The 23,908-nt window shown below is 73.0% G+C and carries 22 protein-coding genes and 1 other RNA gene; 8 read left to right on the top strand and 15 right to left on the bottom strand.

What is annotated here, in order from left to right:
* Positions 1–283: 283 nt before the first annotated feature.
* The 3 genes from A6A06_RS11790 to A6A06_RS11780 form a co-directional block, all read right to left on the bottom strand.
* Positions 284–2,707, bottom strand: coding sequence for a HelD family protein (locus A6A06_RS11790; RefSeq protein WP_079193964.1), 2,424 nt, complete (start codon positions 2,705–2,707; stop codon positions 284–286).
* A 317-nt stretch (positions 2,708–3,024) separates the two neighbouring features.
* Positions 3,025–3,762, bottom strand: a complete 738-nt coding sequence (locus A6A06_RS11785) for a zf-HC2 domain-containing protein (RefSeq protein ID WP_073761179.1) — start codon at positions 3,760–3,762, stop codon at positions 3,025–3,027.
* Entirely contained in the window at positions 3,762–4,301 is a 540-nt protein-coding gene (locus A6A06_RS11780) for a sigma-70 family RNA polymerase sigma factor (protein WP_443333733.1), read from the bottom strand. Before A6A06_RS11780 ends, A6A06_RS11785 begins: the two co-directional genes overlap by 1 nt.
* A gap of 468 nt (positions 4,302–4,769) precedes the next feature.
* On the opposite strand from A6A06_RS11780, the gene A6A06_RS11775 reads away from it, so the two are divergent.
* The gene (locus A6A06_RS11775) at positions 4,770–5,720 is read left to right on the top strand and encodes a DUF3455 domain-containing protein (protein WP_079193963.1); all 951 of its coding nucleotides are present in this window, start codon (positions 4,770–4,772) and stop codon (positions 5,718–5,720) included.
* Here the strand turns inward: A6A06_RS11775 and A6A06_RS11770 are convergent.
* Positions 5,669–6,301 carry a CGNR zinc finger domain-containing protein gene (locus A6A06_RS11770; RefSeq protein ID WP_073761177.1) on the bottom strand — a complete coding sequence of 211 codons (633 nt, stop codon included), beginning with the start codon at positions 6,299–6,301 and terminating at the stop codon, positions 5,669–5,671. The genes A6A06_RS11775 and A6A06_RS11770 overlap by 52 nt on opposite strands.
* Before the next feature lie 142 nt (positions 6,302–6,443).
* Between A6A06_RS11770 and A6A06_RS11765 the strand changes: the two genes are divergently transcribed.
* Positions 6,444–7,220 (top strand): class I SAM-dependent methyltransferase, encoded by a 777-nt coding sequence (locus A6A06_RS11765; protein ID WP_073761176.1) that lies wholly within the window; start codon positions 6,444–6,446, stop codon positions 7,218–7,220.
* A 63-nt stretch (positions 7,221–7,283) separates the two neighbouring features.
* Here A6A06_RS11765 and A6A06_RS11760 read toward each other — a convergent pair whose 3' ends face one another.
* Positions 7,284–8,564: a uroporphyrinogen-III synthase gene (locus A6A06_RS11760; protein ID WP_073761175.1), complete on the bottom strand. Its 1,281-nt coding sequence runs from the start codon at positions 8,562–8,564 to the stop codon at positions 7,284–7,286.
* Positions 8,565–8,704: 140 nt separating this feature from the next.
* Positions 8,705–10,105, bottom strand: a complete 1,401-nt coding sequence (locus tag A6A06_RS11755; RefSeq protein ID WP_073761174.1) for a nitrate/nitrite transporter — start codon at positions 10,103–10,105, stop codon at positions 8,705–8,707.
* A 318-nt stretch (positions 10,106–10,423) separates the two neighbouring features.
* On the opposite strand from A6A06_RS11755, the gene A6A06_RS11750 reads away from it, so the two are divergent.
* From A6A06_RS11750 to A6A06_RS11735, 4 genes are all read left to right on the top strand, one after another.
* A complete protein-coding gene (locus tag A6A06_RS11750; RefSeq protein ID WP_199930836.1) occupies positions 10,424–10,567 on the top strand; it encodes a lasso RiPP family leader peptide-containing protein in 144 nt (47 codons plus the stop codon).
* A gap of 397 nt (positions 10,568–10,964) precedes the next feature.
* On the top strand, positions 10,965–12,836 hold the full coding sequence (locus A6A06_RS11745) for an asparagine synthase-related protein (protein ID WP_073761172.1): 1,872 nt from the start codon (positions 10,965–10,967) through the stop codon (positions 12,834–12,836).
* A 5-nt stretch (positions 12,837–12,841) separates the two neighbouring features.
* Positions 12,842–13,099 carry a lasso peptide biosynthesis PqqD family chaperone gene (locus A6A06_RS11740; RefSeq protein ID WP_073761171.1) on the top strand — a complete coding sequence of 86 codons (258 nt, stop codon included), beginning with the start codon at positions 12,842–12,844 and terminating at the stop codon, positions 13,097–13,099.
* Entirely contained in the window at positions 13,096–13,503 is a 408-nt protein-coding gene (locus A6A06_RS11735; protein WP_073761170.1) for a lasso peptide biosynthesis B2 protein, read from the top strand. Before A6A06_RS11740 ends, A6A06_RS11735 begins: the two co-directional genes overlap by 4 nt.
* A 60-nt stretch (positions 13,504–13,563) precedes the next feature.
* On the opposite strand, the gene A6A06_RS11730 is transcribed toward A6A06_RS11735, so the two are convergent.
* Both A6A06_RS11730 and A6A06_RS11725 read right to left on the bottom strand, forming a co-directional pair.
* Positions 13,564–14,085: a DUF4232 domain-containing protein gene (locus A6A06_RS11730; RefSeq protein ID WP_242440695.1), complete on the bottom strand. Its 522-nt coding sequence runs from the start codon at positions 14,083–14,085 to the stop codon at positions 13,564–13,566.
* A gap of 90 nt (positions 14,086–14,175) precedes the next feature.
* Positions 14,176–15,147 carry a LysR family transcriptional regulator gene (locus tag A6A06_RS11725; RefSeq protein WP_073762078.1) on the bottom strand — a complete coding sequence of 324 codons (972 nt, stop codon included), beginning with the start codon at positions 15,145–15,147 and terminating at the stop codon, positions 14,176–14,178.
* Between the two features lie 124 nt (positions 15,148–15,271).
* Between A6A06_RS11725 and A6A06_RS11720 the strand changes: the two genes are divergently transcribed.
* A complete protein-coding gene (locus tag A6A06_RS11720; RefSeq protein WP_073761169.1) occupies positions 15,272–16,573 on the top strand; it encodes an MFS transporter in 1,302 nt (433 codons plus the stop codon).
* 97 nt (positions 16,574–16,670) lie between these two features.
* Here A6A06_RS11720 and ssrA read toward each other — a convergent pair.
* The 5 genes from ssrA to ftsE all read right to left on the bottom strand — a co-directional run bounded on the left by ssrA (position 16,671) and on the right by ftsE (position 20,624).
* Positions 16,671–17,040, bottom strand: a transfer-messenger RNA (tmRNA) gene (ssrA, locus tag A6A06_RS11715).
* 155 nt (positions 17,041–17,195) lie between these two features.
* Positions 17,196–17,705, bottom strand: a complete 510-nt coding sequence (gene smpB, locus A6A06_RS11710) for an SsrA-binding protein SmpB (protein WP_073761168.1) — start codon at positions 17,703–17,705, stop codon at positions 17,196–17,198.
* 18 nt (positions 17,706–17,723) lie between these two features.
* Entirely contained in the window at positions 17,724–18,923 is a 1,200-nt protein-coding gene (locus A6A06_RS11705; protein ID WP_073761167.1) for a S41 family peptidase, read from the bottom strand.
* 67 nt (positions 18,924–18,990) lie between these two features.
* A complete protein-coding gene (gene ftsX / locus A6A06_RS11700) occupies positions 18,991–19,902 on the bottom strand; it encodes a permease-like cell division protein FtsX (RefSeq protein ID WP_073761166.1) in 912 nt (303 codons plus the stop codon).
* 32 nt (positions 19,903–19,934) lie between these two features.
* Positions 19,935–20,624 (bottom strand): cell division ATP-binding protein FtsE, encoded by a 690-nt coding sequence (gene ftsE / locus A6A06_RS11695; protein ID WP_073761165.1) that lies wholly within the window; start codon positions 20,622–20,624, stop codon positions 19,935–19,937.
* A 295-nt stretch (positions 20,625–20,919) separates the two neighbouring features.
* Here ftsE and A6A06_RS11690 point away from each other — a divergent pair, with 295 nt between their 5' ends.
* Positions 20,920–21,108, top strand: a complete 189-nt coding sequence (locus A6A06_RS11690; protein ID WP_073761164.1) for a hypothetical protein — start codon at positions 20,920–20,922, stop codon at positions 21,106–21,108.
* Positions 21,109–21,264: 156 nt separating this feature from the next.
* Here A6A06_RS11690 and A6A06_RS11685 read toward each other — a convergent pair whose 3' ends face one another.
* A complete protein-coding gene (locus A6A06_RS11685; RefSeq protein WP_073761163.1) occupies positions 21,265–22,131 on the bottom strand; it encodes a hypothetical protein in 867 nt (288 codons plus the stop codon).
* 374 nt (positions 22,132–22,505) lie between these two features.
* Positions 22,506–23,618: a peptide chain release factor 2 gene (prfB, locus tag A6A06_RS11680; protein ID WP_073761162.1), complete on the bottom strand. Its 1,113-nt coding sequence runs from the start codon at positions 23,616–23,618 to the stop codon at positions 22,506–22,508.
* Between the last annotated feature and the right edge of the window lie 290 nt (positions 23,619–23,908).

Genomic DNA, 23,908 nt, shown 5'->3' with positions numbered 1-23,908 from the left:
AGACCCGGCCGCCAACCGCCGGTGAACAGTGCGCGAACGGCGACGGGCGCCTCCCGGATTGCTCCGGAAGACGCCCGTCGTGTGGTTCAGTGACACCGACCCGCCATGCTCGCCTCGCGGCAAGTGGTCGCTCGTAGCGACTATGGTTGGGCCCGGGGGCTTGGATCGGGCCGGTGCCACCACCAAGGCTAACAAACCATCTCTCGAAGCGAATCCCGTCCCGCGACCTTCTTTCCCGGCGGTCGCCGGACACCTGCGCGCGACCCGGCCGGCCGCTCGTGGATCAGTCCCTGAGCAGGTCCGGAACCCCCTGGTCGTCGGGCTCGTCGCGGGCCCCGGACAGGACGGTCAGCTGCTGGGTGGCCCGGGTCAGCGCCACGTACAGCACCCGCAGCCCGGCCGGCGACTCGTCCGCGATCTCGGCGGGCGAGACCACCAGCGTCGCGTCGTACTCCAGGCCCTTGGCCTCCAGCGAACCCAGCGCCACCACCCGGTCCCCCAGCCCCGCCAGCCAGCGGCGGGCCTGCGCGCGGCGCTCCATCGCCACCACGACACCGACGGTGCCGTCCACCTCGTCCAGCAGCAGCCGGGCCGCGTCCCGTACGGAACCGCCCAGGTCGGCGTCGTCGGCGACCACGAAACGCGGCGTCAGGCCCGTCGAACGGACCGCCGTCGGCGCCTCCATGCCCGGCATCGCCAGCGCCAGCACCCGGGCCGCCAGCTCCGCGATCTCCGCCGGGTTGCGGTAGTTGACGGTGAGGGTGAAGCGGCGGCGCGGGCGGGTGCCCAGCGCCTCGTCGCGGGCGACGGCCGCCTCGTCCGGATCGGACCAGGACGACTGCGCCGGGTCGCCGACGACCGTCCACGTCGCGTGCCGGCCGCGGCGGCCGACCATCCGCCACTGCATGGGCGTCAGGTCCTGCGCCTCGTCGACGATGACGTGGGCGTAGTCCGTACGCTCCTCCTCCAGGCGGTCGCGTCTGCCGCGGCCGCCGCCGGACATGCGCTCGCCGTAGGTGCTCAGCTCCTCCAGACCGGTGAGCTGGTCCAGCGGATCGGCCTCGCGGGGCCTGGCGGGCCGGGGCGGCGCGCCGAGGATCAGCTGCAGCTCGTCCAGCAGCGCCACGTCGTGGACCGACAGCGGGCCCTGCCCCTTGGCGTCCAGACGGCTCAGGGAGCGGGCCAGTCTGCGCACTTCGCGCTGGTTGAGCACGCGGCGCGCCCAGCGGCCCAGCCGTCGCTCGTCGGCCATCGCGGCCAGCACGCCGCGCGGCGTCAGCTCCGGCCACCAGGCGTCGAGGAAGTCCTGGAAGTCCGGCTCGGTGGTGATGTCCTCGTCGAACGCCTGGCGCGCCTCGGCGGCCAGTTCGGGATCCGTGTAGCGCTTGGCGGAGCCGGACCGGGACCACAGGGCGTCCAGGACGAGGCGGCGGGCGCGCGGGCGCAGCAGGTTGACCGGTGCGGTGCCGCCGAGGGCGGACTGCCGGACGCGGTGCAGGTCGCGGGCGTCCAGTTCGACGCGGGCGCCGAAGACGACCACCCGCAGGCGGTCCGGCGGTCCGGTGGGGGCCGCCGTCTCCTCGTCGTCCTCGCCGAAGGCGAGCTGGCCGTCGGCGGGCGCGGGGGCGGCGGCCCCGGCGGGCGCCGCCGCGGCCATTTCCAGGGCTCCGCGGGCCGCCTTGCGCAGCAGTTTCTGCATGCGGCTGGAGCCCTTGATCCGGGCGACGGCCGGGGAGTCGTAAGCGGTGGCCTCTGCACCGTCCACAAGAGACCCCAAAGCGCGGATGGCGACCTGGCCCTCCTCGCCGAGGGACGGCAGGACGCCTTCGGTGTACGCGACGAGCAGCGGCGTCGGGGAGACGATGAGGATGCCGCCCGCGTAGCGGCGGCGGTCCTGGTAGAGGAGGTAGGCGGCGCGGTGCAGCGCCACCGCGGTCTTGCCGGTGCCGGGGCCGCCCTCGACCTCCGTGACGGAGGCGGCGGGGGCCCGGATGACCATGTCCTGCTCGGCCTGGATGGAGGCGACGATGTCGCGCATCGAGTGGCTGCGGGCCCGGCCCAGGGCGGCCATCAGCGCGCCGTCGCCGACCGCGGGCAGTTCCTCGCCGTCGAGTGTCGCGCTGATCTCCGGGCGCATCAGGTCGTCCTCGACGCCCAGGACGCGGCGGCCCTTGGAGCGGATGACCCGGCGGCGTACGACGCGGCCCGGCGCGACCGGGGTGGCCCGGTAGAAGGGGGCGGCGGCGGGCGCGCGCCAGTCGATGACCAGCGGGCTGTAGTCGGCGTCCAGGACGCCGAGGCGGCCGATGTGCAGGGTCTCGGCGATCTCGGCGCGGCCGTCGGTGACGGCGCCGTCGGCGGGGTCGACGGAGGTGTACGCGCCGTCCGGGCCCTTCTTGCCGTCCTTGCCCGGCAGCAGGTCGATGCGGCCGAAGAGGAAGTCCTCGTACTCGGAGTTGAGCCGGTTCAGGTGGGCGCCGGCCTGGAAGACCTGGGCGTCCCGCTCGGCGAGGGCGCCGGGCGTGCCGACCTGGCCGCGTTTGGCGGCGTCGTCCATGAGGAACTCGGCCTCGTGGATCTTCTCCTCTAGACGCTGGTAGACACGGTCGAGATGCTCCTGTTCGGATGAGATCTCGCGTTCGCGTGTGCTGTCCGGCTGTGCGTCGTCGACGGAGTCCGGCGCGTGCGTGGCATTCTGCGCGGCCACCCAGGCCCCCTTCTTCTGTGCGTAGGGCAGCCGTCAACCGTACGCGAACCAGGCACCGGGCGCACCTGACCCGAAGGACGAAATCACCACCGGGTGGGACCAAACCGGGCAACATGAGCGGGCGGATTGTGCGGAATCAGCGGTTCCTCTTCATCTGGCGGCGCTGGAGGCTTCATCTGGCGGCACTGAAGGCTTCACCAGGGGGGCGCCGAAGGGTTCACCGGGGCGCCGGAGGCTTCACCGGGAGCGCCGCGGAATCATCGGGAGCGCCGAGGCTTCACCGGAGGCGCTTCCCGCCGGGCCCCGCCGCCGTCCGGTCAGACCTTGATCTCGGCCAGCCGCCTGCCGTCGAGCGTGCGGACCTCGAAGCGGTCGATGGTGGAACGGTTCATGGCCGCGCCGCCGTGCGTGTAGAGGGGTTCCTTGTTCCACTTGGTGGCGCCGTCCTTGAGGCCGTAGCCGCCCGCGGGCACCGCCCAGGTCGTCACGGTCTGCTCCGCGCCGTTCTTGCCGATCGCGACCAGATCGCAGGTGAGCGGGCCCTTGACGTTGCCCAGCTTGAGGGCGACGTGGGTGCCCCAGGGCTTGCGTTCCATGGAGACGCTGGCGGCGACCTTGGTCACCGGGTCGACCGTGCCGGCCTTCTCGCCGTGCTCGTACATCGTGCGGGCGTAGCTCGCCAGGTGTTCCGGGGTCTCGTCGGTGTCCCCCGCGGTCAGCGCGTACGTGGTGAGCGGGCCGCCGGCGACCAGCACCGCGGCGGCGGCCACCAGGTACAGGCGGCGCCTGCGGCGGGTGCGGCGCACCGCGCCGACCTCGGCCAGGAGGCCGTCCAGCAGGCCCGGCCCGGGGACCGGGGTGACCGCCTCCGGGTCGGGTGCCGCCTCCCTGGCGTCGGCGAGCAGGGGCGGCAGACCCATCAGGTCGTCGAGTTCGGCGGCGCACCGGTCGCAGCCGGCCAGGTGCTCCTCGAAGCGTGCCGCCTCGGCGGCGTCCAGGACGCCCAGCGCGTAGGCGCCGACGTCGGTGTGTTCTACGGGCTCCGTGGGCCGCATCACGCCGTCACTCCTCGTTCTTCAAGCGAGAGCTTCAGGGAGCGCAGGGCGTAGAAGACCCGGGACCGGACGGTTCCGGCCGGCACCCGGAGCACTTCGGCCGCCTCGCTGACCGTACGCCCCTTGAAGTAGGTCTCAATCAACGCCTCTCGGTGGGCCGCACTGAGGTCGCCGAGCGCTTCGGTGATCGTCATCAGGCGCAGGGCCCGGTCGATCTCGTCGGCGGCCGGCATCGATTCCAAGGGGGCGGCGTCGACCTCCTGGGGCCGCGCCTGACGGCTGCGGTGGCTGTCGATGACGATCCGCCGGGCGACGGTGACCAGCCAGGGGCGGACGGAGCCGGTCGCGCGCTGCAACTGGCCGGCGTTGCGCCAGGCCCGCAGCAGGGTCTCCTGCACCACGTCCTCCGCCCGGTGCCGGTCCCCGGCGACCAGGCGCAGCACGAAGGCGAGCAGCGGGCCCGCGTGCTCCTCGTAGAGGGCCCGCATCAGCTCCTCGTCCGGCGACGTACTGTCTGCCACGACGGCATCCTCGCGCACGCCAACTCCCGGGTCGATAGCACGGATCGGACATTCGCTGCGCACGGGTCTCAGCGCTCTCGCGCGTCGCCGGTGTCGCTGCCGTCACCGTCCGTACCGCCGGTGGTCCCGGTCTGCCGTCCGCGTCCGGGCTCGCGCATGTCCGCCCCCTCGTCTCGAATTCCGGGCCCATTCACGCCCCTTCAGCCAGCAGTACGGGTCCGGGTGCGCCGCGGCTCAGCACCCGCGGGGTGAATTCCCGGCGCGGTGGCGGGGTTACCCGTGCGGGTGGGCGGGCGTTTCCCGCGCGCCGGTGCGCGTGCCTCCCGGTGCGCCCGCGCGGGCGTCACGGTTTTCTCCTTCCGGGCGTTCGGCCCGGCCGCCGTGACGCTGCCCCCCTTTCCCGGTGAACGGCCGCGGCGGGCGCCCCGTACAGCAGCCCGACGAGCCCGGCGCGAAGGCCGGGCTCCGGTGGCAGGGAGGTACACCGTGAGTCGTGACAGGGCCATCGCCGCTGCCTGCGCCGCGGCCGCCGTCGCTGTGGCGCTCATGGCGCCGCCCGCGCACGCAGCGCAGACAGCGCAGGCCGGGGGCGGCGGAGCGGTCTCCTTCGTGAGCAGTCTGAGCGCGGAGAACGAGGCGTCCGGGACGGGCGACCGGGACGGGCGGGGGCTGGCCTTCCTCCGTCTGCGGGGCGGCCGGCTCTCCTTCGCGCTGTCCTTCCGGGGCGTCGCCACGCCCGTCGCGGCCGTCCTCCGGGAAGCGGGGAAAGGCGCCGGAGGGCCCGTACGCATTCCTCTGTTCACGGGGCGGCTTTCCGCCGGGAAGACCTCGGTGAGCGGCACGGTCGAGATCTCCGGCCGACGTGTCCTGGACGCTCTGCGGAGACAGCCGAATAGTTTCTCTTTCAATCTCCTTACGGAGCGATTCCCGCACGGCGCGATACGCGGACGGCTCCACGCATTGGCGGAACCTGTCGACGCGGACCGGGCCCTGCGGCACAGCGTGCGGGCTCCGGTGGTCCACGGCGCGCAGATCTACGCCTGCACCCGGCAGGGCGACGGGAGTTACGCTTATACGCAGCGCGACGTACGCGCTCTCCTCGAAGGCGGCATCGCACACTTCTTCGCCGCGCCCGGCCCCAAGGGGCCGCCCGTATGGGTGGCACCGGACCGCTCCGCCGTCACCGGCACGGTCCGCTCGAAGACCCCGAACGGCGCGGGCAACATCCCCGAACTCGCCCTGGACGCCCGCCGGTCGGGGCCGCCGGACGGCCGGCTCGGCCAGGTCGGCGAGATCCTCCGGCTGAACACGGCGGGCGGCGTCGCCCCCGGCGGCGCCTGCGACCCGGCCGCGCACCCGGAGGCCGCGGTGCCCTACCGGGCCGACTACGTCTTCGTCGGCACCGTGCGCACGGCCGGGCGTACGACAGGCGGCTGACCCGAAAGCTCCCGGCGGGTGGCCCGCCGCCGGTGGCGCGCCACCCGCTCCCGGTTCCCGCACACCTCGCTGGAGCACCACCGGCGCCGCCGTCCGCGCGAGGTGTCCAGGTACACCAACGAGCAGCTCTCGCCCTCGCACTGCCGCAGCTGGCCGCGCGTCACCGCGTCGGTCAGCATCGCTATCGCGTCCCGTGCCACCGCGGCGAGCAGTCCGGCGCAGTCGGGCGGCCCGGCGAACGCCCGGACCAGGCCGCCGTCGTCGGTCCGTACGGCGCGGGCGGGCGGTACGGGGGCCGCGGCCGCCGCCGCGTTGAGCAGGCGCAGGTCGCCGTCGGCGGCCCGGCCGCGCAGTTCGTCGTGGATGACGCGGCGCAGCAGTTCGCGCAGCATCCGGAAGCGTACGACCCAGCCGCGGTCGACGGCGCCGAGCTGGGTGCTGCCGGGGACGACGCCCGAGCCCACCAGCCAGGCCGCCAGATGTTCGGGGCCGGCCAGGCGTTCGGCGGTCCGGCCGGTCGTGGCCATCAGGTCCAGGCAGATCCGCCCGCAGTCGAACCGCAGGTCAAAAGGCGCCGCCATGTGCCCGTCACTCCTTAGGAGACAGCTTCTGCCCTATCAGAGTGCCCGGCAGGGCCCCGGGCCGTAACCCTCGGCACCGCCGCGTACCGCGCCGCCCGCTCTGTATACATCGCATGTATACCTCTGATGTATAGTCCGGGCCATGTCGGCCAAGACCCTGCTCAAGAACCGCTCCAGCCTGACGCACAAGGTCCGTTACGCGGTCAGCAATCCGGCGCGCATCGCGCCCTACCTCCGGCGCACCGCCCGGGACAGCTGGCTGCGCCTCAAGCACCCCGACCACGTCGCGTACTACCGCGCCGTGATGGCCTCCGACACCAGCCGCAACCCGGAGGCCGCGGTCGGCAGCCGCAGCCACGAACGGTGGCTGGCGCTGGGCGACATGCAGTTCACCTATCTGAAGGAACACGGGCTGCGGCCGGACACGCGGATGCTGGACATCGGCTGCGGCAACCTGCGGGCCGGCTGGCGCTTCATCGCCCACCTCGACACCGGCAACTACTACGGCATCGACATCTCCCCGGACATCCTCATATCCGCCAAGAAGACGCTGGCCACCTACGAACTCCAGGACAAACTGCCGCACCTGACCATCACCCAGGACCTGACCTTCGACTTCCTGCCGGACGCGCACTTCGACGTGGTGCACGCGCACAGCGTCTTCTCGCACTCGCCGCTGTCCGTGATCGACCAGAGCTTCCGGCACGTCGGCCGCATCCTGGCACCCGGCGGATTCTTCGACTTCACCTTCGACCGCACCGAGGGCGCCGAGCACCAGGTACTGCGCGAGGACTTCTACTACCGCACCGGAACGCTGCTGGCGCTGGCCCGCAAGCACGGGCTGGAGGCCCGGTTCATGGAGGACTGGGAGACCCGCCCGCACGGCCAGTCCAAGATACGGGTGACCAACCCCACTTAGCGGCGGCCCGGAAGGTCCGGCCAGCCCGGCCGGTACCCGGGCGCAGCCGCAGGACGGGGTACGTCACTCGTCGCCGTACTTGGCCCCCAGCCGCGGGTCGAGCGCCAGCCGGTACCCCCGCTTGACCACCGTCTGGATCAGCTTGGGCGCGCCCAGCGCCCCCCGCAGCCGGGCCATCGCGGTCTCCACCGCATGCTCGTCGCGCCCCGCGCCCGGCAGCGCGCGCAGCAGGTCGGCGCGGGAGACCACCCACCCGGGCCTGCGGGCCAGCGCGCGCAGCAGCGCCATTCCCGCCGGGGGTACGGGCCGCAGGTTCCCGTCGACCAGGACGGCCTGCCCCCGGATCTCCACCCGCCGCCCGGCCACCGTCAACGGCCGTACCCTGCCCGGCAGTTCCTGGCACAGCAGCTGGACGAGCGGGCCGAGCCGGAAGCGTTCGGGCTGGTACGTGGTCACCTCGTGCGCTTCCAGGGGCAGCGCGGTGACCGGCCCGACGCAGGCGGGCAGCACGTCGTGCCGCAGCGCGCGCAGCAGCCCGTCCCGCATCCCGCGCTCCTCGGCGCGGCGCAGCAGCGAGGCGGCGGCCGGCGCGCTGGTGAACGTGATCGCGTCCAGGCCGCGGGTGACCGCCGCGTCCAGCAGCCGGTCGACGGGCCCGATGTCGGCGGGCGGCATCCAGCGGTAGACCGGTACGCCGACCACCTCGGCGCCGCCCGCCCGCAGCGACTCCACGAAGCCGGGCAGCGGTTCGCCGTGCAGCTGGATGACGACCCGCCGCCCGTGTACGCCCTCCTCCAGGAGGCGGTCGAGCACCTCCGCCAGCGACTCGGACACCGGCGACCACTTCTCGGTCAGCCCGGCCGCGCGGATGGCGCCCTTGACCTTCGGGCCGCGGGCCAGCAGTTCGACGGCGCCGAGCCGGGCGAGCAGCGCCTCCCCGAGCCCCCAGCCCTCGGCGGCCTCGATCCAGCCGCGGAAGCCGATCGCGGTGGTCGCGATCACCACGTCCGGCGCCCGGTCGATCAGGTCCTTGGTGGCGGCGAGGAGTTCCGCGTCGTCGGGCAGCGGCACGATGCGCAGCGCGGGGGCGTGCACGACCTGGGCGCCGCGCCGTTCGAGGAGGGCGCCCAGCTCCTCGGCGCGGCGGGCGGCGGTCACCCCGACCGTGAAGCCGTCCAGGGGCCGTACGTCCGTGGCCGCCGCGGTGCGTCCGCGGTCGCCGTCCCCCGGCCCGTCCCCCTGGCCGGCGGCGCCGTGGTCCGCGGCGCCGCGGCCGTCGTGCTGCCGCCCGCCGCGCCCCGTGCCGCCGTCGTCCCGGCGCTCGTCCTGTTCGCCCTCGTGCATGGTCCGTCCCTGGCTTGTCCTGACTCCGGTGCCACCGGGCACCGGTGAAGGTCCGAGCCTGCCAACCGCCGGTGACGGGCTCGCTCCCGCAGTATTTCCCAGCTGTTACGGACCGCCGCGGGCGCCCGCCGCCCCGCGCGTCACACCTCCGCGAGCGCGGGCTCCGCCGCCTCCCGGTCCCGTACGGCCACGGTGGCCGCCGTACGCCTCAGGTATACGGCCCAGGTCACCGCGGAGCACAGCGCGTAGCAGCCGAGGAAGGCCACGAACGCCGGGGTGCCCGTGCCGGCCGACTGGAAGGACTGGCGGAAGGCGAGGTTGACGCCCAGTCCGCCGAGCGCGCCGACCGCGCCGGTCAGTCCCATCACCGCGCCGGACAGCCGCCTCCCGTGGGCCGCGACCGCCTCGCCCGTCAGGCCCTTCGCCAGCGCCTTGGCCTGGAAGATGCCGGGGATCATCTTGTACGTGGAGCCGTTGCCGAGGCCGGAGAGCACGAACAGGACGACGAATCCGGCGAGGAAGACCTCCAGCGAGTGCCGCGCCGACGCCAGGATCACCACGCCCGTGGCCAGCGCCATCGCCGCGAAGTTCGCCAGGGTGATCCGGGCGCCGCCGTACCGGTCCGCCAGCCGGCCGCCCACCGGCCGCACCAGGGACCCGAGCAGCGGCCCGATGAAGGTCAGGGACGCCGCCTGGAGGGGCGTGCGCGCGAACTGGGTCTGCAGGACCAGGCCGAAGGCGAAGCTGTAGCCGATGAACGACCCGAACGTGCCGACGTAGAGGAGCGAGACGATCCAGGTGTGCGGGTCGCGGGCCGCTTCCCGGGCCGCCCCGGTGTCGTTGCGCACCGGCCGCAGGTTGTCCATGAAGAGCGCCGCCAGGACGGCGGCCACCACGATCAGCGGCAGATAGACGGCGAGGACGAGCCGTGGGCGGTCCGCGCCGGCCGTGGCGATGACGAGCAGTCCGAGCAGCTGGACCACGGGGACGCCGATGTTGCCGCCGCCCGCGTTCAGGCCGAGCGCCCAGCCCTTCTTCCGCAGCGGGTAGAAGGAGTTGATGTTCGTCATGGACGAGGCGAAGTTCCCGCCGCCGACCCCCGCCAGGGCCGCGACCAGCAGGAAGACGGTGTACGAGGTGCCCGGCCGCAGCGCGAACACCGCGGCAGCGGTGGGGACGAGCAGCAGCGCGACGCTGCACACCGTCCAGTTCCGCCCGCCGAACCGCGCGACCGCGAAGGTGTACGGCACCCGCAGCACCGCCCCCACCAGCGTCGGCACCGCCACCAGGAAGAACTTCCCGGCCGCGTCGATTCCGTACTGCGGCCCCATGAACAGGACCATGACCGACCACAGGCTCCACACGGAGAACCCGATGTGCTCGCAGACGATGGACAGCACGAGGTTGCGCCGGGCGATCCGCCGCCCGTGGTGCCGCCAGAAGGACTCGTCCTCCGGGTCCCACCGTTCGATCCAGCGGCCCGCTCCCCGTCCGGCGGTGCGGGCCGCCGCTTCCCCCGTGGCCGTTCCTGTGCCTGCCATCGCGTCTCCCAGCTCCCGGTTGCCGCCGTGTCCGCGACGCTAGGGAGGGCGCGTTTCCCCTCTGTGGCGGTGCGTGACCGTCGCGAAACCTTGCGCTCACCGCGTCCGGGAGCGCGCGGTGAGCGGAGAACGCGCTGGCGGCGCACAACCGCCGGAGGTTACGCCAATGCACCCCGTGCGCCCCCGGCATCACTCGTTAGGGGCAATGGCAGGGGCCGTGGAGACTGGCAACATCTTCCCTGGACGCGCTGAGTAATCGCGCGAGCACAGCCTGTGTTCAAGAGCGGCTCGGTACTTCTGAGGGAAGGCGACACACTCATGCCGGACATCCAGGAACAACCCGAATCGGTCGAGTACGAGGCGCCGGAGCTGGCCGAGGCCGGTGACTTCGCCGAGCTGACGCTCGGCTTCCACGGCCACCACTGGGACACCTTCGGCGGGCGCGGTCACGGCTGGTGGTGACCCCGGAGCCGTGCGGGCCCCACCGGACCGTGCCGCGCCCCCGCGCGGTCCGCTGCCCTCCGGCCTGACGGGACGTCGCCCACACGCCCCCAGTCCGGCGGTCCCTGCCCGGGCGCGCACCGCCCGCCCCGGCAGGGGCCGCCCCCACCGACGCGGCCGGACAGCCGGTGGCGCCGCGGGCCCAGCCGCCCCGCGGCGCACCGGCTCCGGAGGTACGGCGCCCACCCCTACCCGGCACCCACCCGCACCTGCCCTCCCCCGCACCCGCACCTGCACCTGCACCTGCCCCCGACCGTACGGAGCCCACCCGTACGGCGTCCGCACCACCTGCCCGCATCCGACCGGAACCGACCTCCCGCCACACGCCCGCACCGCACGCCAGGGGTGGTAAGCCATCGTGGACTTCGTCGTCTTCCCCGACCATCCCGCGACCGGTCCGCTGTGCCTGTCCCTCAGACGCGATCCCACCGTGCGGACGGTGCCCCACCCCTCCGGACGCGCCTGGGTCATGGGGCACTGGACCGACGACGAGGCCGTCGCGGCCGGTTCGGGCCCGGACCGGCTGCTGCTGCTCGGTACGGCCTCCGCCGACTCCGGGACCCTGGACCGGCTGCTGCGCCGGCTGCGCCGCCTCGACGACCTGGACAGCCGGATCCGCGAACTGCCCGGCAGCTTCTTCCTGCTGGCCGCGATGGGCCCCCGCATACGGTGCCAGGGCAGCCTGTCGACGATCCGGCAGCTCCACCACGCGGGCATCAACGGCGTCACGGTCGCGGCCAGCCGCCCGCAGGACCTGGCGGCGCTGGCCCGCGAGGCGGCCGCCGCCGGCCTGCCCACCGGCGCGCCGGGCCTCGGCTCCGTCGACGAGGAGAGTCTGGCGCTGCGGCTGCTCGCCCCGTTCGCGCCGTTCCCGCTCGCCCAGCGCCCCGCCTGGCGTGCGGTGCACGCCGTACCGCCCGGCCACTGCCTGACCCTGGGCGCCGACGGACGGCACGGCACGGTGCGCTGGTGGCGGCCTCCCGAGCCGGACCGGTGGCTGGAGGACGCCGCCGAATCCGTACGGGACGCGCTGACCGAAGCGGTTCGGGTCCGCACCCGCGGCCCGGCGGTCAGCGCCGACCTCTCCGGCGGCATGGACTCCACCAGCCTGTGCTTCCTCGCCGCCCGCGACGCCCCCCGGCTGATCACCACGGCCTGGGGATGCCGGGACGAGGCCAACGACGACACCGTGTGGAGCGACCGCGGCGCGGCCCTGCTCCGCACGGCCGAACACCTCCCGCTCCCGTACGCCGACGCGCCCACCTGGTACACCCCGCCGCAGCCCGGTCTCGGCGACCCGGCAGGCCCGCTCTCCGTGGTCCGGGAGAGCGCCCGCCTGGCCCACCAGGCCGCGATCGTCGCCGCCCGCGGCTCGCGCCGCCATCTGGTCGGCGTCGGCGGCGACGAACTGTTCAGCCCGCGCCCGGTGGCGCTGAACTCGCTGGCCCGTACGGACTTCCGCTCCGCCGCCCGGCGCGCGTGCGCGGCCCGCCGCCTCGGCCGCTGGACGCTGGTCGACACCCTGCGCACCCTGTTCGGCGGCGTCCCGTACCCGCAGTGGCTGGAGTCCTGCGCCGACCGGATCGTGCCCGGCGTGCGGTCCGGCGACAGCGGCGCCGACTGGGAGGTGGTCCCGGCCATGCCGCCGTGGGCGCATCCGGACGCGGTGGCCACCGTCCGCCGCCTGGTGCGCGACGCCGCCGCCGGAGCCCCGGAGCCCTTCGCGCCGCTGCGCTGCCAGCACGAGACGCTGCGGGCCGCCGCCCGCGCCGGGGAGATCGTGCGCGGCGCCGACGCCCTGACCGCACCGCACGGCGTGACCTTCGAGGCCCCGTTCCTCGACGACAACGTCATCGAGGCCGCGCTGACCGTGCGGCTCGTGGACCAGGTCGCGGTCGGCTCGTACAAGCCCCTGCTCAGCGCGGCCATGCGCGGAATCCTGCCGGACGCGCTGCGGGCCCGGGGCACCAAGGGCGAGCACAGCGCCGAGGTCTACGCGGGCCTGCGCCGCCACCGCCGGGCCCTGTCCGCGCTCTGCGACGACTCGCGCCTGGCCGGTCTGGGCCTGATCCGGCCCGAGGCGCTGCGGACGGCCCTCACCTCGCTGCAGCCCCGCTCCCACACCCTGCACCCCCTCGACCCCACCCTGGCGGCCGAGTACTGGCTGCGCTCCCTCCAGGAGTCGCAGGCCCCCGCCCGCCCCACCGTTCCCGCCGCGGAAGGAGCCTGAACCCGATGGCGTTCGCCCTAGCCCCCCACGTCAGCAGTGTGCGCACCCCCGGAGGGATGGTGCTGCTCAACGCCCGTACGGGCCGCTACTGGCAGATGAACAACACCGGCGCGTTCGTCCTGGAACACCTCCTGGCCGGCGGCACCTGCGCGTCGGCCGCCGACGAGCTGCGCTACCGCCATCCCTCGGCGGCCGACCGGGTGGCCGCGGACGCCGTCGCGCTGCTGGAGTCGCTCCAGTCGGCGAAGCTGGTGACCTCGTGAGCTACCCCGTCTCCACCGGCGCCCCCGCGCGCCTGTCCTTCGCGGAGCGCTGCGCCGCTCTGGGCTGCGTCGCCGCGGCCCGCCTCCTGACGTGCTGCTCCCCGCGCACGCTGTGCCGCGCGCTGGAGTCCGTACGGCGCGGCGCCGGTCCCGCCACCGCCCCGGAGGCGGCGCGCGCCCGGCACGCCGTCGTCACGGTCAGCGTGCGCTGTGCGGGCAACGGGTGCCTGCAACGCTCCGTGGCGACCGCGCTGTTGTGCCGGCTGCGCGGGCGGTGGCCGCAGTGGTGCACGGGAGTGCGTACGGAGCCGTTCCGCGCCCACGCCTGGGTAGCGGTGGACGGGCACCCCGTAGGCGAACCCGATGACACCCGGCTGTACCACCCGCTGCTGTCGGTGCCCTGACCGCGGGGCTCTGGCCGTGGGGCTCTGACCGCTGGGCTCTGGCCGTGGGGCCCGCCCCCGTCAGGCCTTTCGCGGCGGCTCCATGCGGATGACGTTGTCGCACACGTCCAGCCGGGCCCGCCGGCCGCTCTCGTCCCACGCCCGCACCAGCGTGCCCTGCGTGTCGCGGGGCGCCGTCACCTCGGCGGAACCGTTGCCGACCAGGCAGTCGGCCGGGGCGGGGTGCCCGCGTTCGGCGTCCCGGTACCGCAGGTCGACCACGACGCCGGAGCCGGCGGGCAGACTGACCGCGCGGGCGCGGCCGTGTCCCACGCCGCCCGCCTCCGGCCCCTTGCCGACGCGTACGAGGAAGTCGGGGAAGCCGCGGAAGACGCACTCCCGCGCACCGGTGTTGACCGCCGAGAGCCGGCCTTCCCGGTGCGTACTGCGGGCTTTCTTCTTCAGCACCGTGACCTTCCACCTCAGGTCCTTGGTCGTACAGCTCGCGTGCAGCGCGTCGACACGCGGTTCGTCACAGGCGACCAGGCCACCGCTCAGCACGAGCACGGCCAGGGCCGCCACCATCAGCGGGCGCTTGCGCACGGTACCCCCAGATAGTCCGGCTATGGTTCCTGCCGTCCGTAGGAGGGATTCCAGGGCTCACAGGTTGCCCATACGGCAAAGATCCGGCCGTCAGCCGCCGTGCGCCATCAGGGCTGCGTCCTCTTCGGGCAGCCAGTCCGGGCCCGCCGGCCGCCGCAGCCAGCCGTGCCGGGCCGCCAGGCTCCGGCAGGCCGTGCGGAGCGCGTCCAGGCCCGCGTGGCGCAGCCCGCGCCGCCACACCAGGGATATCGGCGAGAGCGGCACGGGGTCGGTGACCGGCCGCAGCGCCATGCCCGGTACGTCGATGAACTCCACGCTGGCCAGCACCGACCAGCCCTGTTTGCGCACCACCCGCATGAACTCCGCCGATCCCTCGATCTCCGGGAACGGCGCCGCCATCGCGATGTCCCGCCCCGCGAAGAGGCGGGTGGCGAGGTCGGTCCACTCGGCGGTCTGCGCGTTGCCCGCCCCGGCGTAGAGCGTCTCGCCCGCGAGGGCGGACAGGGGCACTGCGGGGCGGGACGCCAGCGGGTGGCCCTCGTCCAGCAGGACGGCCATCGGCTCGAACCGTACGGGCCGGTGGTCCAGGCGGGCCCGTACGGCCGGGGGCAGCCCGGCGACGCGCCCGAAGGACACGTCCAGCCGCCCGGCGGCGAGTTCGGCCGCCGCGCCGGTCAGGCCGCTGTGGAAGCGCGCGACGAGTTCACAGGCGGGGGCCAGGCGGCGGGCCTCTTCCAGGACGGCGTGCGCCGTGCCGATGGGGACACCGACGTCGACCAGCAGAGGACGGTCGTCGGGGGCGTGGAAGGCGGCGGCCAGGTCGTCGTGGGCGGCCAGTACCCGGCGCGCGTACGGGAGCAGCCGGGCGCCGTCCTCGGTGAGGGCGACCCGGCGCGTCGTACGGTCGAAGAGGTCCGCGCCCACCTCCCGTTCCAGCCGCCGGATGTCGCGGCTCAGTGCCTGCTGGGCGACGTACAGCCGGGCGGCGGCGCGGGTGAAGTGCAGTTCGTCGGCGACGGCGGTGAAGGCGCGGAGCAGGCGCGGGTCGAGGTCTCGGGGCACGGGCACATCGTGCCACCGGGGCGTGCGGGTCCCGGACGCGTCTGCGTGATTGACAACGGGCGTGTGTGAATGGGGACGGAGCAGGTGTTGGACGCGGAACGGGCCGCGCGGCGACCGTGGTTGCGTGATCCTCTTCCTCGCCTCCCGGCCGGTGACCGCCCCGCCCGTCCCGCCCGTCCGCCGTCGGCGCCGCCGCTCCCCCGCCGCGCTCCGGCGCGTACTCGGGCCGTACGGACGGATCTTCACCGTGCCCGGCGCCCGTGCCTTCACCGCCGCCAACCTCCTCGCCCGGCTGCCCATGGGCATGTTCGGCGTCAGCGCGATCCTGATGATCGCCGGGTCGCGCGGCTCGTACGCGCTGGCCGGGGCCGTCACCGCGACGGGGCTGGCGGCGACGGCGGTCGCCGGGCCGTGGACGGCGCGGCTCGTCGACCGGTACGGACAGGCCAGGGTCGCCGTCCCCGCGACGGCACTGGCGGTCCTCGGATCACTCGCCCTGCTGCTGTGCGTCCACTTCGGTGCGCCGTCCTGGACGCTGTTCGCCGCGTACGCCTGCACCGCGACCACACCGAACACCGGCGGCATGGCACGCGCCCGCTGGGCCCACCTCCTCCGGAACGACGCGGCTGCGCTGCACACCGCCAACTCCTTCGAGCAGGCGGCCGACGAGGTGTGCTTCATGCTCGGCCCGGTGCTGGCGGCCTTCCTGTGCACCGGGCTGTTCCCGGAGGCGGGCACGCTGACCGGCGCGGTCCTGCTGCTGACGGGGGTGCTGCTGTTCGCCGCCCAGCGCCGTACGGAGCCGCCGGCCGCACCCGCGTCCGCGTCCGCCCGCCACGGCGCCGGGCCGCTCGTGACCTCGCTCCTGCCCCTCCTGCTGACCTTCCTCGCCACCGGGGCGGTCTTCGGCTCGCTGGAGGTCGTCACGATCGGCTTCACGGACGCCCACGGACAGCGCGCTGCGGCGGGCGCGCTGCTCGCCCTCCAGGCGGCCGGGTCCTGTGCGGCGGGGCTCCTGTACGGGGTGCTGCGCCCGGCCGGACCGGCGGGCCGCCGCTTCCTGTGGTGTGTCGCCGCCATGGCCGTACTGATGTGGCTGCCTTTCACGGCCGCGGGCGCGGGCGGCGGGGTCCTGCTGGGAGCGGCGCTGCTGCTCGCCGGGATGGCCACGGCGCCGACCATGGTCACCGGCATGGGGCTGATCCAGTCGAGGGTTCCGGCGGGCCGCCTGAACGAAGGCATGACGCTGGCCGTGACCGCGCTGCTGACCGGTATCGCGGCGGGCTCGGCGGGCGGCGGCTGGGCAGTGCAGCACCTGCCCCGGGGCGCCGCGGCGGGCTACACCGCACCGGCCGCTGCCGCCGCGCTGGCCCTGGCGGCGGCCGTGGCTGCCCACGCCGTACGGGCCGCCCGGCGGCCGGCCTGAGCAGCGGGAACGACGAAGGCCCCGCTGCCTGGGCAGCGGGGCCTTCGCCTCACATGGGGTGACGGGTCCGGGGGCCAGGGCCTCCGGTTTCTCCGTCGAGTGGAGATGGCGGGAATCGAACCCGCGTCCAACGGTGCGGAAACAGGGCTTCTCCGAGCGCAGTCCGCTGCGATTTTCTCAGCCCCGGAGATCTCGCGGACACGTCTCCGACGGGCTCAGTCACTGTTTGATTTCCTCCTGGGCCCCGTGACCGGACCCAGAAGTTTAGTCCCCTAGCTGATGCCAGGATCCGGGTCGGGAACAGCCCCGGGCTGACACTTCGCAAGTCGCTACTTAGGCAGCGAGGGCGAAGGAATCGCGCTTGGTGTTGGCGATTATTTTTTGCGACATAGGGTTTACGAGATCATTGCCGCTTCCTCGGCTCGCTTCCCCTGCTTCGACATCCGCTGTCGAAACCGATCATCCCCATGTTGTTTTTTCAAGGTGGTGCCTGCACCGGCGTGCGGTGCGTAGCCCATCGTACGTGACCAACGCGCGACGATGCCAGCGTATTCCTGCCCGTACGGCGGACGGCCGGCGCGCGGGCCACCCGGGCCGCTGGGGCCCTCAGGCCTTCAGGCCCTCAGGCCCGCTCGCGCCGCTTGACCGCCGAGATCACCCGGTCCGCCTCGCGGCGGTCCTGCTGCTCGCGCAGCGTCTGCCGCTTGTCGTACTCCTTCTTGCCCTTGGCGAGCGCGATCTCGACCTTCACACGGCCGTTCGTGAAGTACAGCGCCAGCGGCACGATCGTGTGGCTGGTCTCCTGCGACTTCGACTCCAGCCGGTCGATCTCCACGCGGTGCAGCAGCAGCTTGCGCTTGCGCCGCGCGCTGTGGTTGGTCCACGTGCCCTGGGCGTACTCCGGGATGTGCACGTTGTGCAGCCACGCCTCACCGCGGTCGATCTGCACGAAACCGTCCACCAGGGACGCCCGGCCCTGCCGCAGCGACTTGACCTCGGTGCCGGTCAGCACCAGCCCGCATTCGTACGTGTCCAGGATGAGGTAGTCGTGCCGCGCCTTCTTGTGCTGGGCGATGAGCTTGCGGCCGGTCCCGTCGTCCTTCTTGTTCTTCTTCTTGTTCGCCTTAGCCATAGTGGAGCCATTTTCGCACTACGCCCCGCCCCCCAAGCCACTCAATACCGTGCGGGCACGGGCCGGGGCGTCGTCCGCGGCGAGCAGGTCCGGGGTGATGCCGCGGTCGTCCACCCCGCGGCCCGACGGGGTGCGGTAGTGGCCGACGGTCAGCTCGGCGACCGAGCCGTCCGGCAGCTCGCTGGGCAGCTGCACCGAGCCCTTGCCGAAGGTCGGTGAGCCGACCAGGACCGCACGGCCGCGGTCCTGGAGCGCCCCGGCCAGCAGCTCGCCGGCGCTCATCGTGCCGCCGTCCACGAGCACCGCGAGGGGGATCTGCGTGTTGCCGCCGTCCTTCGCGTACAGGGCGCGCTGGCTGCCGCGGACGTCGTACGTGGCGACCAGGCCGCCGTCCAGGAAGGCGGAGGCCGCGGTGACCGCCTCGCGCACCAGGCCGCCGGTGTTGCCGCGCAGGTCCAGCAGCACGCCGCCGCGCGGGGAGGCCGCGCGCACCGCCCGGCGGACCTCCTCGCCCGTACCGCTGCTGAAGGCGCCGACCTTGATGCGGGTGGGGCCGTCCGGGCCGTCGGGGCGGTCGGTGATCACGTTCTGGTCGCGCAGGCGGGCCCGGCGCAGCGTCTCGGTCCACTGCCGCGTGCCGCGCCGCAGCTCCAGGGCGACGCCGCTCCCGGCGCCCGGCTCGGGGCCCCCGGCGGCCGGCCCGGCGCCGCCGCGCAGCCGCGCCACGACCTCGGTGACCTGGCTGCCCCGCGAGGGCACGCCGTCCACCGCGCGCAGGTCGTCGCCGGCGCGCAGACCGGCCGCCGCCGCGGGACTGCCGGGCCGTACCCGGGAGACCAGGGCGCGGCCGTCCGCCGCCTGCCGCAGCCACAGGCCGACGCCGACGTACTCGCCGTTCAGCTCCTGCTCGAAATCCTCGTACTCGCGGGCCGAGAAGGCGGTCGACCAGCGGTCGCCGCTGCGGCTGACGACGTCGTCCGCGGCGCCGGAGCCGTCCGTGTGCGGCCCCGCGGCGTGCCGGCCGGCGCGCTGCGTCCGGTGGACGCGGTCGGCTTCGGAGGCCGCACGCCCGGATATCCGCCGTTCGCCCGAGGGGGGTCCGCTCTCCTCCCAGGTGCCCGCCGCCGCACCGGTGGCCAGCACGCTGACGAAGACCAACGTCAGGGCCGCCCCGCGGCGGCTGCGGCGGGGCCGGGCGAACAAACACGGGCCCGTCATGCCGGTGAGTGTAGGCCAGAAAGAAGCGCCGTACGGGGAGTTGACCGTACGGCGCCCTTGGCACACATCACACCTTGAGGTACTTGCGGAGCGCGAAGAACGCGGCGAGCGCCGGCATCAACAAGCCGATCAGCAGCACCAGCGGCAGCACCGCCACGACCGAATCCCAGCCAATGAAGTTGATGACCTGGATGCGCGCGGCCAGCCAGTTGTTGATCAGGACCCACTTGCCGCCGACGATCAGCACGCAGGCGAACACCGCGCCCAGCAGGCCCGCGATGGCCGCCTCCAGGATGAACGGCATCTGGATGTAGAAACTGGAGGCGCCCACCAGGCGCATGATCCCGGTCTCCCGCCGCCGGCTGAACGCCGACACCCGCACGGTGTTGACGATCAGCATCAGCGCCACCACCAGCATCAGCGCCATCACCACCAGCGCGGCGATGTTCATGCCGTTGAGCAGGTTGAACAGCGGCTCGACGGTGTCCCGCTGGTCCTGCACCTCCTGGACGCCGGGCCGCTCGGAGAACGCCGATTTGATCACTTCGTACTTCGTCGGGTCCTTGAGCTTGACCCGGAAGGACTCCTGGAACTGGTCCGGCGTGACCAGGCCCGCGATGGGCGTGTCGCCGAACTGCTCCTTGTAGTGCTTGAACGCCTCGTCGCTGGTCTCGTGCGTCACGCTCTGCACGATCGGCAGGCGGTCCAGCTCGGCCTTGATGTCGTTCTTCTGCTGCTCGGTGGCCGCGCCCTTGGCGCAGTTGGCACCGGTCTCGGTGTCGTTCTTGTTGCAGAAGAAGACGGAGACGTTGACCTTGTCGTACCAATAGCCCTTCATCGTGCCGACCTGGTCGCGCATCAGCAGCGAGGCGCCGAACAGGCCGAGGGAGAGGGCTACGGAGACGATGACCGCGAAGGTCATCGTGAGGTTCCGGCGGAGACCGACGCCGATCTCCGACAGGACGAACTGGGCGCGCATGGCGTCCTTTCAGTGCTGGGGGCCGTACACGCTTAGTGCTGGTAGCCGTACACGCCGCGCGACTGGTCGCGCACGAGCCGGCCCTTTTCGAGTTCCATGACGCGCTTGCGCATCTGGTCGACGATCTGCTGGTCGTGGGTGGCCATGACCACCGTCGTACCGGTCCGGTTGATCCGGTCCAGCAGCTTCATGATGCCGACCGAGGTCTGCGGGTCGAGGTTGCCGGTGGGCTCGTCCGCGATGAGCAGCAGCGGTCGGTTGACGAACGCCCGCGCGATGGCGACGCGCTGCTGCTCACCACCGGACAGCTCGCCCGGCATCCGCTCGTCCTTGCCGCCGAGGCCGACGAGGTCGAGGACCTCGGGGACCGTCTTGCGGATCTGGCCGCGCGGCTTGCCGATGACTTCGAGGGCGAAGGCGACGTTCTGCCCCACCGTCTTGTTGGGGAGCAGCCGGAAGTCCTGGAAGACGGTGCCCACCTGGCGGCGCATCTGCGGCACCTTCCAGTTGGACAGCTTCGCGAGGTCCTTGCCCAGCACGTGCACGGCGCCATGGCTGGCGCGCTCCTCGCGCAGGAGCAGGCGCAGGAAGGTGGACTTGCCGGAGCCCGAGGAGCCCACCAGGAAGACGAACTCGCCGCGCTCGATCTCCAGGGAGACATCCCTGAGGGCGGGGCGGTTCTGCTTCGGGTAGGTCTTGGAGACGTTGTCGAATCGGATCACTGATGCACCACGGTCGACCTGGGTAGCGGCACGGGATGCCCCTGTTGTGGCTCCCGTCGGTGAGCGTGACCCTACGCGAGTCTCACGCGAAGGCGCAGTCGCCGTTCGGGGTTGGTGCGTTTATTCACGGCATCTACGGGGACAAAAGGAGCACATTCCGGCCCGTGGACCCGAGCGGTGCCGCCGAAAAGGCCGGAAGGTGACCGGGGCGCGCCGTTCAGCCGACAAGCTGGCACAGTGGTAGAGGGAACCATCGTGGTCCCTTGCGCGTTGCAGCGGTTGAGGAGGAGGTCGCATGACGTACGACCGGCTGGTGTGCGCCAATTGCGCGGCCCCTGTGAACGAGGGCCGCTGCCCCGTGTGCCGGGCCAGCAGGGAACGGCTGCAGGAGAGCGGGCTGTTCGGGCAGGTGACGCCCGCGGCCCTGGTGGCGCTGCTGGTGGCGCTGATCGCCCTCGCGGTGCTGGTGCACCAGGCCGCCTGAGGCGGCGCCCGGTGACGCAGCGCGTACGGAGCCTCGCTCCGCCTGGTGCGCCGACGGGCGCACACCGATGACGCAGGGACGCCGAAGGGCCCGGAGCGCCGCTCGCGCTCCGGGCCCTTCGTCATGCGCTGCCCCGGGTACGGGGCGGGCCTGGTGTCAGGCCGCGGCCGCGCCGCCACCGTTCTTGTTGATCAGGCGCGGCATCAGGCGGAAGCCGATGCCACCGGCGATCATCGTCGCCGCGCCGACGAGCAGGAAGGTGGTGCCGGAGGCACCGGTCTCCGCCAGCTCGCCACCCTTGGCCTGCTGCTGCGGCTGGCCGGGCGTGTTGACGATCTGCTCGTTGCCCTCGCCGGGCTGCTCGATCGGCTTGCTGCCCTCGTTGTCGGTGCCGGTGCCGGTGCCGTCGTCGCTGCCACCGGTGCTGCCGTTGGAGGTGCTGCCGGTGGAGCCGTCCGAACCGCCGGAGCCGTTGCCGCCGGTCTGGTTGCCACCGGTCTGGTTGCCACCGGTCTGGTTGCCACCGGTCTGGTTGCCGCTCTGACCGCCGGTCTGGTTGCCACCGGTCTGGTTGCCGCTCTGGCCACCGGTCTGGTTGCCACCGGTCTCGCTACCACCGGTCTGGTTGCCGGACTGGCCACCGGTCTGGTTGCCACCGGTCTCGCTACCACCGGTCTGGTTGCCGCTCTGACCGCCGGTCTCGCTGCCGCCAGTCTCACTACCGCCGGTCTCACTACCGCCGGTCTCGCTACCACCGGTCTCGCTACCACCGGTCTCACTGCCGCCGGTCTCGCTACCACCGGTCTCGCTGCCGCCGATTTCGCCACCGCCGCTGCCGCCGGTGTCGCCGCCGCCGAGGAGATCGTCGAGGATGGCACCCAGGCCGCCGCCCGAGCCGCCGGAGCCTGCCGTCTGCTCGGTGCCGACCGCCGAGGCGGCGCCTGCGGCGGTGAGCGACGCACCGGCCGCGATCACCGCGCCGGCCGCAATGCGCGCTACGCGCAGCCGCGTCTTCTTCGTCATGTGCCTGCTACCCCCAGTAGCTCTACTCGTCCATGGAGCATCGCTGTTCGGGGCAGCGGCCGACCCGGGTAGGCGAGTCGCCGTACCGCCCTGCGGCCGTTGCACTCAGTTCCCCGTTCACACGCACGCCCCAGACATACGTATGCCACGTACCACCATTCCCAGTTCTCACATCATCGTCAAGGTCAAATAAAGGTGCGATGACCGAATTGAGGTGAGTTGCGGGGTCCATGGACGTATGACTGTGACCAAACCGCCACCTCGTCCCACGACAACAAAAATCAACTGCCGCTCAAAAAGCGACAGTTGATTTCCCGGTGCATTTCCCGGCTGTTTTCCCGGCCTTTTCGGGCGGCCTTACGCCGGGCCGGATGTTACTTCTGCTGCTCCTGCTGCTTGCGCCAGCGGATACCCGCCTCCAGGAAGCCGTCGATGTCGCCGTCGAGCACGCCCTGCGGATTGCCGACCTCGAACTCGGTACGCAGGTCCTTGACCATCTGGTACGGGTGCAGAACGTACGACCGCATCTGGTTTCCCCAGGAATTGCCGCCGTCGCCCTTGAGCGCGTCCATCTTGGCCTGCTCCTCCTGGCGGCGGCGTTCGAGCAGCTTCGCCTGGAGGACGTTCATCGCGGTCGCCTTGTTCTGAATCTGCGAACGCTCGTTCTGACAGGAGACGACGATGCCGGTCGGGATGTGCGTCAGACGCACCGCGGAGTCGGTCGTGTTGACGCCCTGGCCGCCGGGGCCGGAGGAGCGGTACACGTCGACGCGCAGCTCGGACTCGTCGATCTCGATGTGGTCGGTCTGCTCGACCACCGGCAGCACCTCGACGCCCGCGAAGGACGTCTGGCGGCGGCCCTGGTTGTCGAAGGGCGAGATCCGCACGAGGCGGTGGGTGCCCTGCTCGACGGAGAGCGTGCCGTAGGCGTACGGCACCTGGATGGCGAAGGTGGTCGACTTGATGCCGGCCTCTTCGGCGTACGAGGTCTCGTACACCTCGGCCTTGTAGCCGTGCCGCTCGGCCCAGCGCAGGTACATGCGCTGGAGCTTCTCGGCGAAGTCGGCGGCGTCCACGCCACCGGCCTCGGCGCGGATGTTGACGACGGCCTCGCGGGAGTCGTACTCGCCCGAGAGCAGGGTGCGGACCTCCAGCTCGTCGACCGCCTTGCGGACGACGGCCAGCTCGCCCTCGGCCTCGGCGCGGGTCTCGTCGTCCCCCTCGGCCTCGGCGAGCTCGAAGAGCACACCGACGTCGTCGACCCGGCCGCGCAGTTCCTCGGCCCGGCGCAGCTGGCCCTGGAGATAGGACAGCCGACTGGTGATCTTCTGCGCGCTCTCCGGGTCGTCCCAGAGGGACGGCGCCGCGGCCTGCTCCTCAAGCGCGGCGATATCGGCCCTCATCTTGTCGAGGTCCAGTACGGCCTCGATCGACCCCATGGTCGAGGAGAGGGACTTCAGCTCTTCGGATACATCGACGACTGCCACGCACCCCAGCCTAACGGCTGCCGCCGTCCGCGTGCCCCGAGCCTCGCGCCGCTTCCGGGTCGGCGGCGCGAGGACGCAGGTGGGACGGGGTGCGGGACCGGCGGCACCGGCCCCGCGCCGGGCGGCGCGGGGCCGGTGCGCGGGCCGGTGCGCGGGCCGTGGGTCAGGGCGCGGGCCGCGGGGTCGTCGCGTCGGGCTGCTGGACGCCCGGCCGGGCGTCGCCGGAGTCGCCGTGCTGGGAGGCGAACCAGCCGCCGAGCCCGGCGGCGGCCACCACCGCCGCGGCGGCC

Origin of the sequence: Streptomyces sp. CB02923, from assembly GCF_001905005.1 — a bacterium.
In the GTDB taxonomy this organism is placed as follows: domain Bacteria; phylum Actinomycetota; class Actinomycetes; order Streptomycetales; family Streptomycetaceae; genus Streptomyces.
Note: the sequence above shows the minus strand (reverse complement) of the source record. Positions and strands in the feature narration are given on the sequence as shown.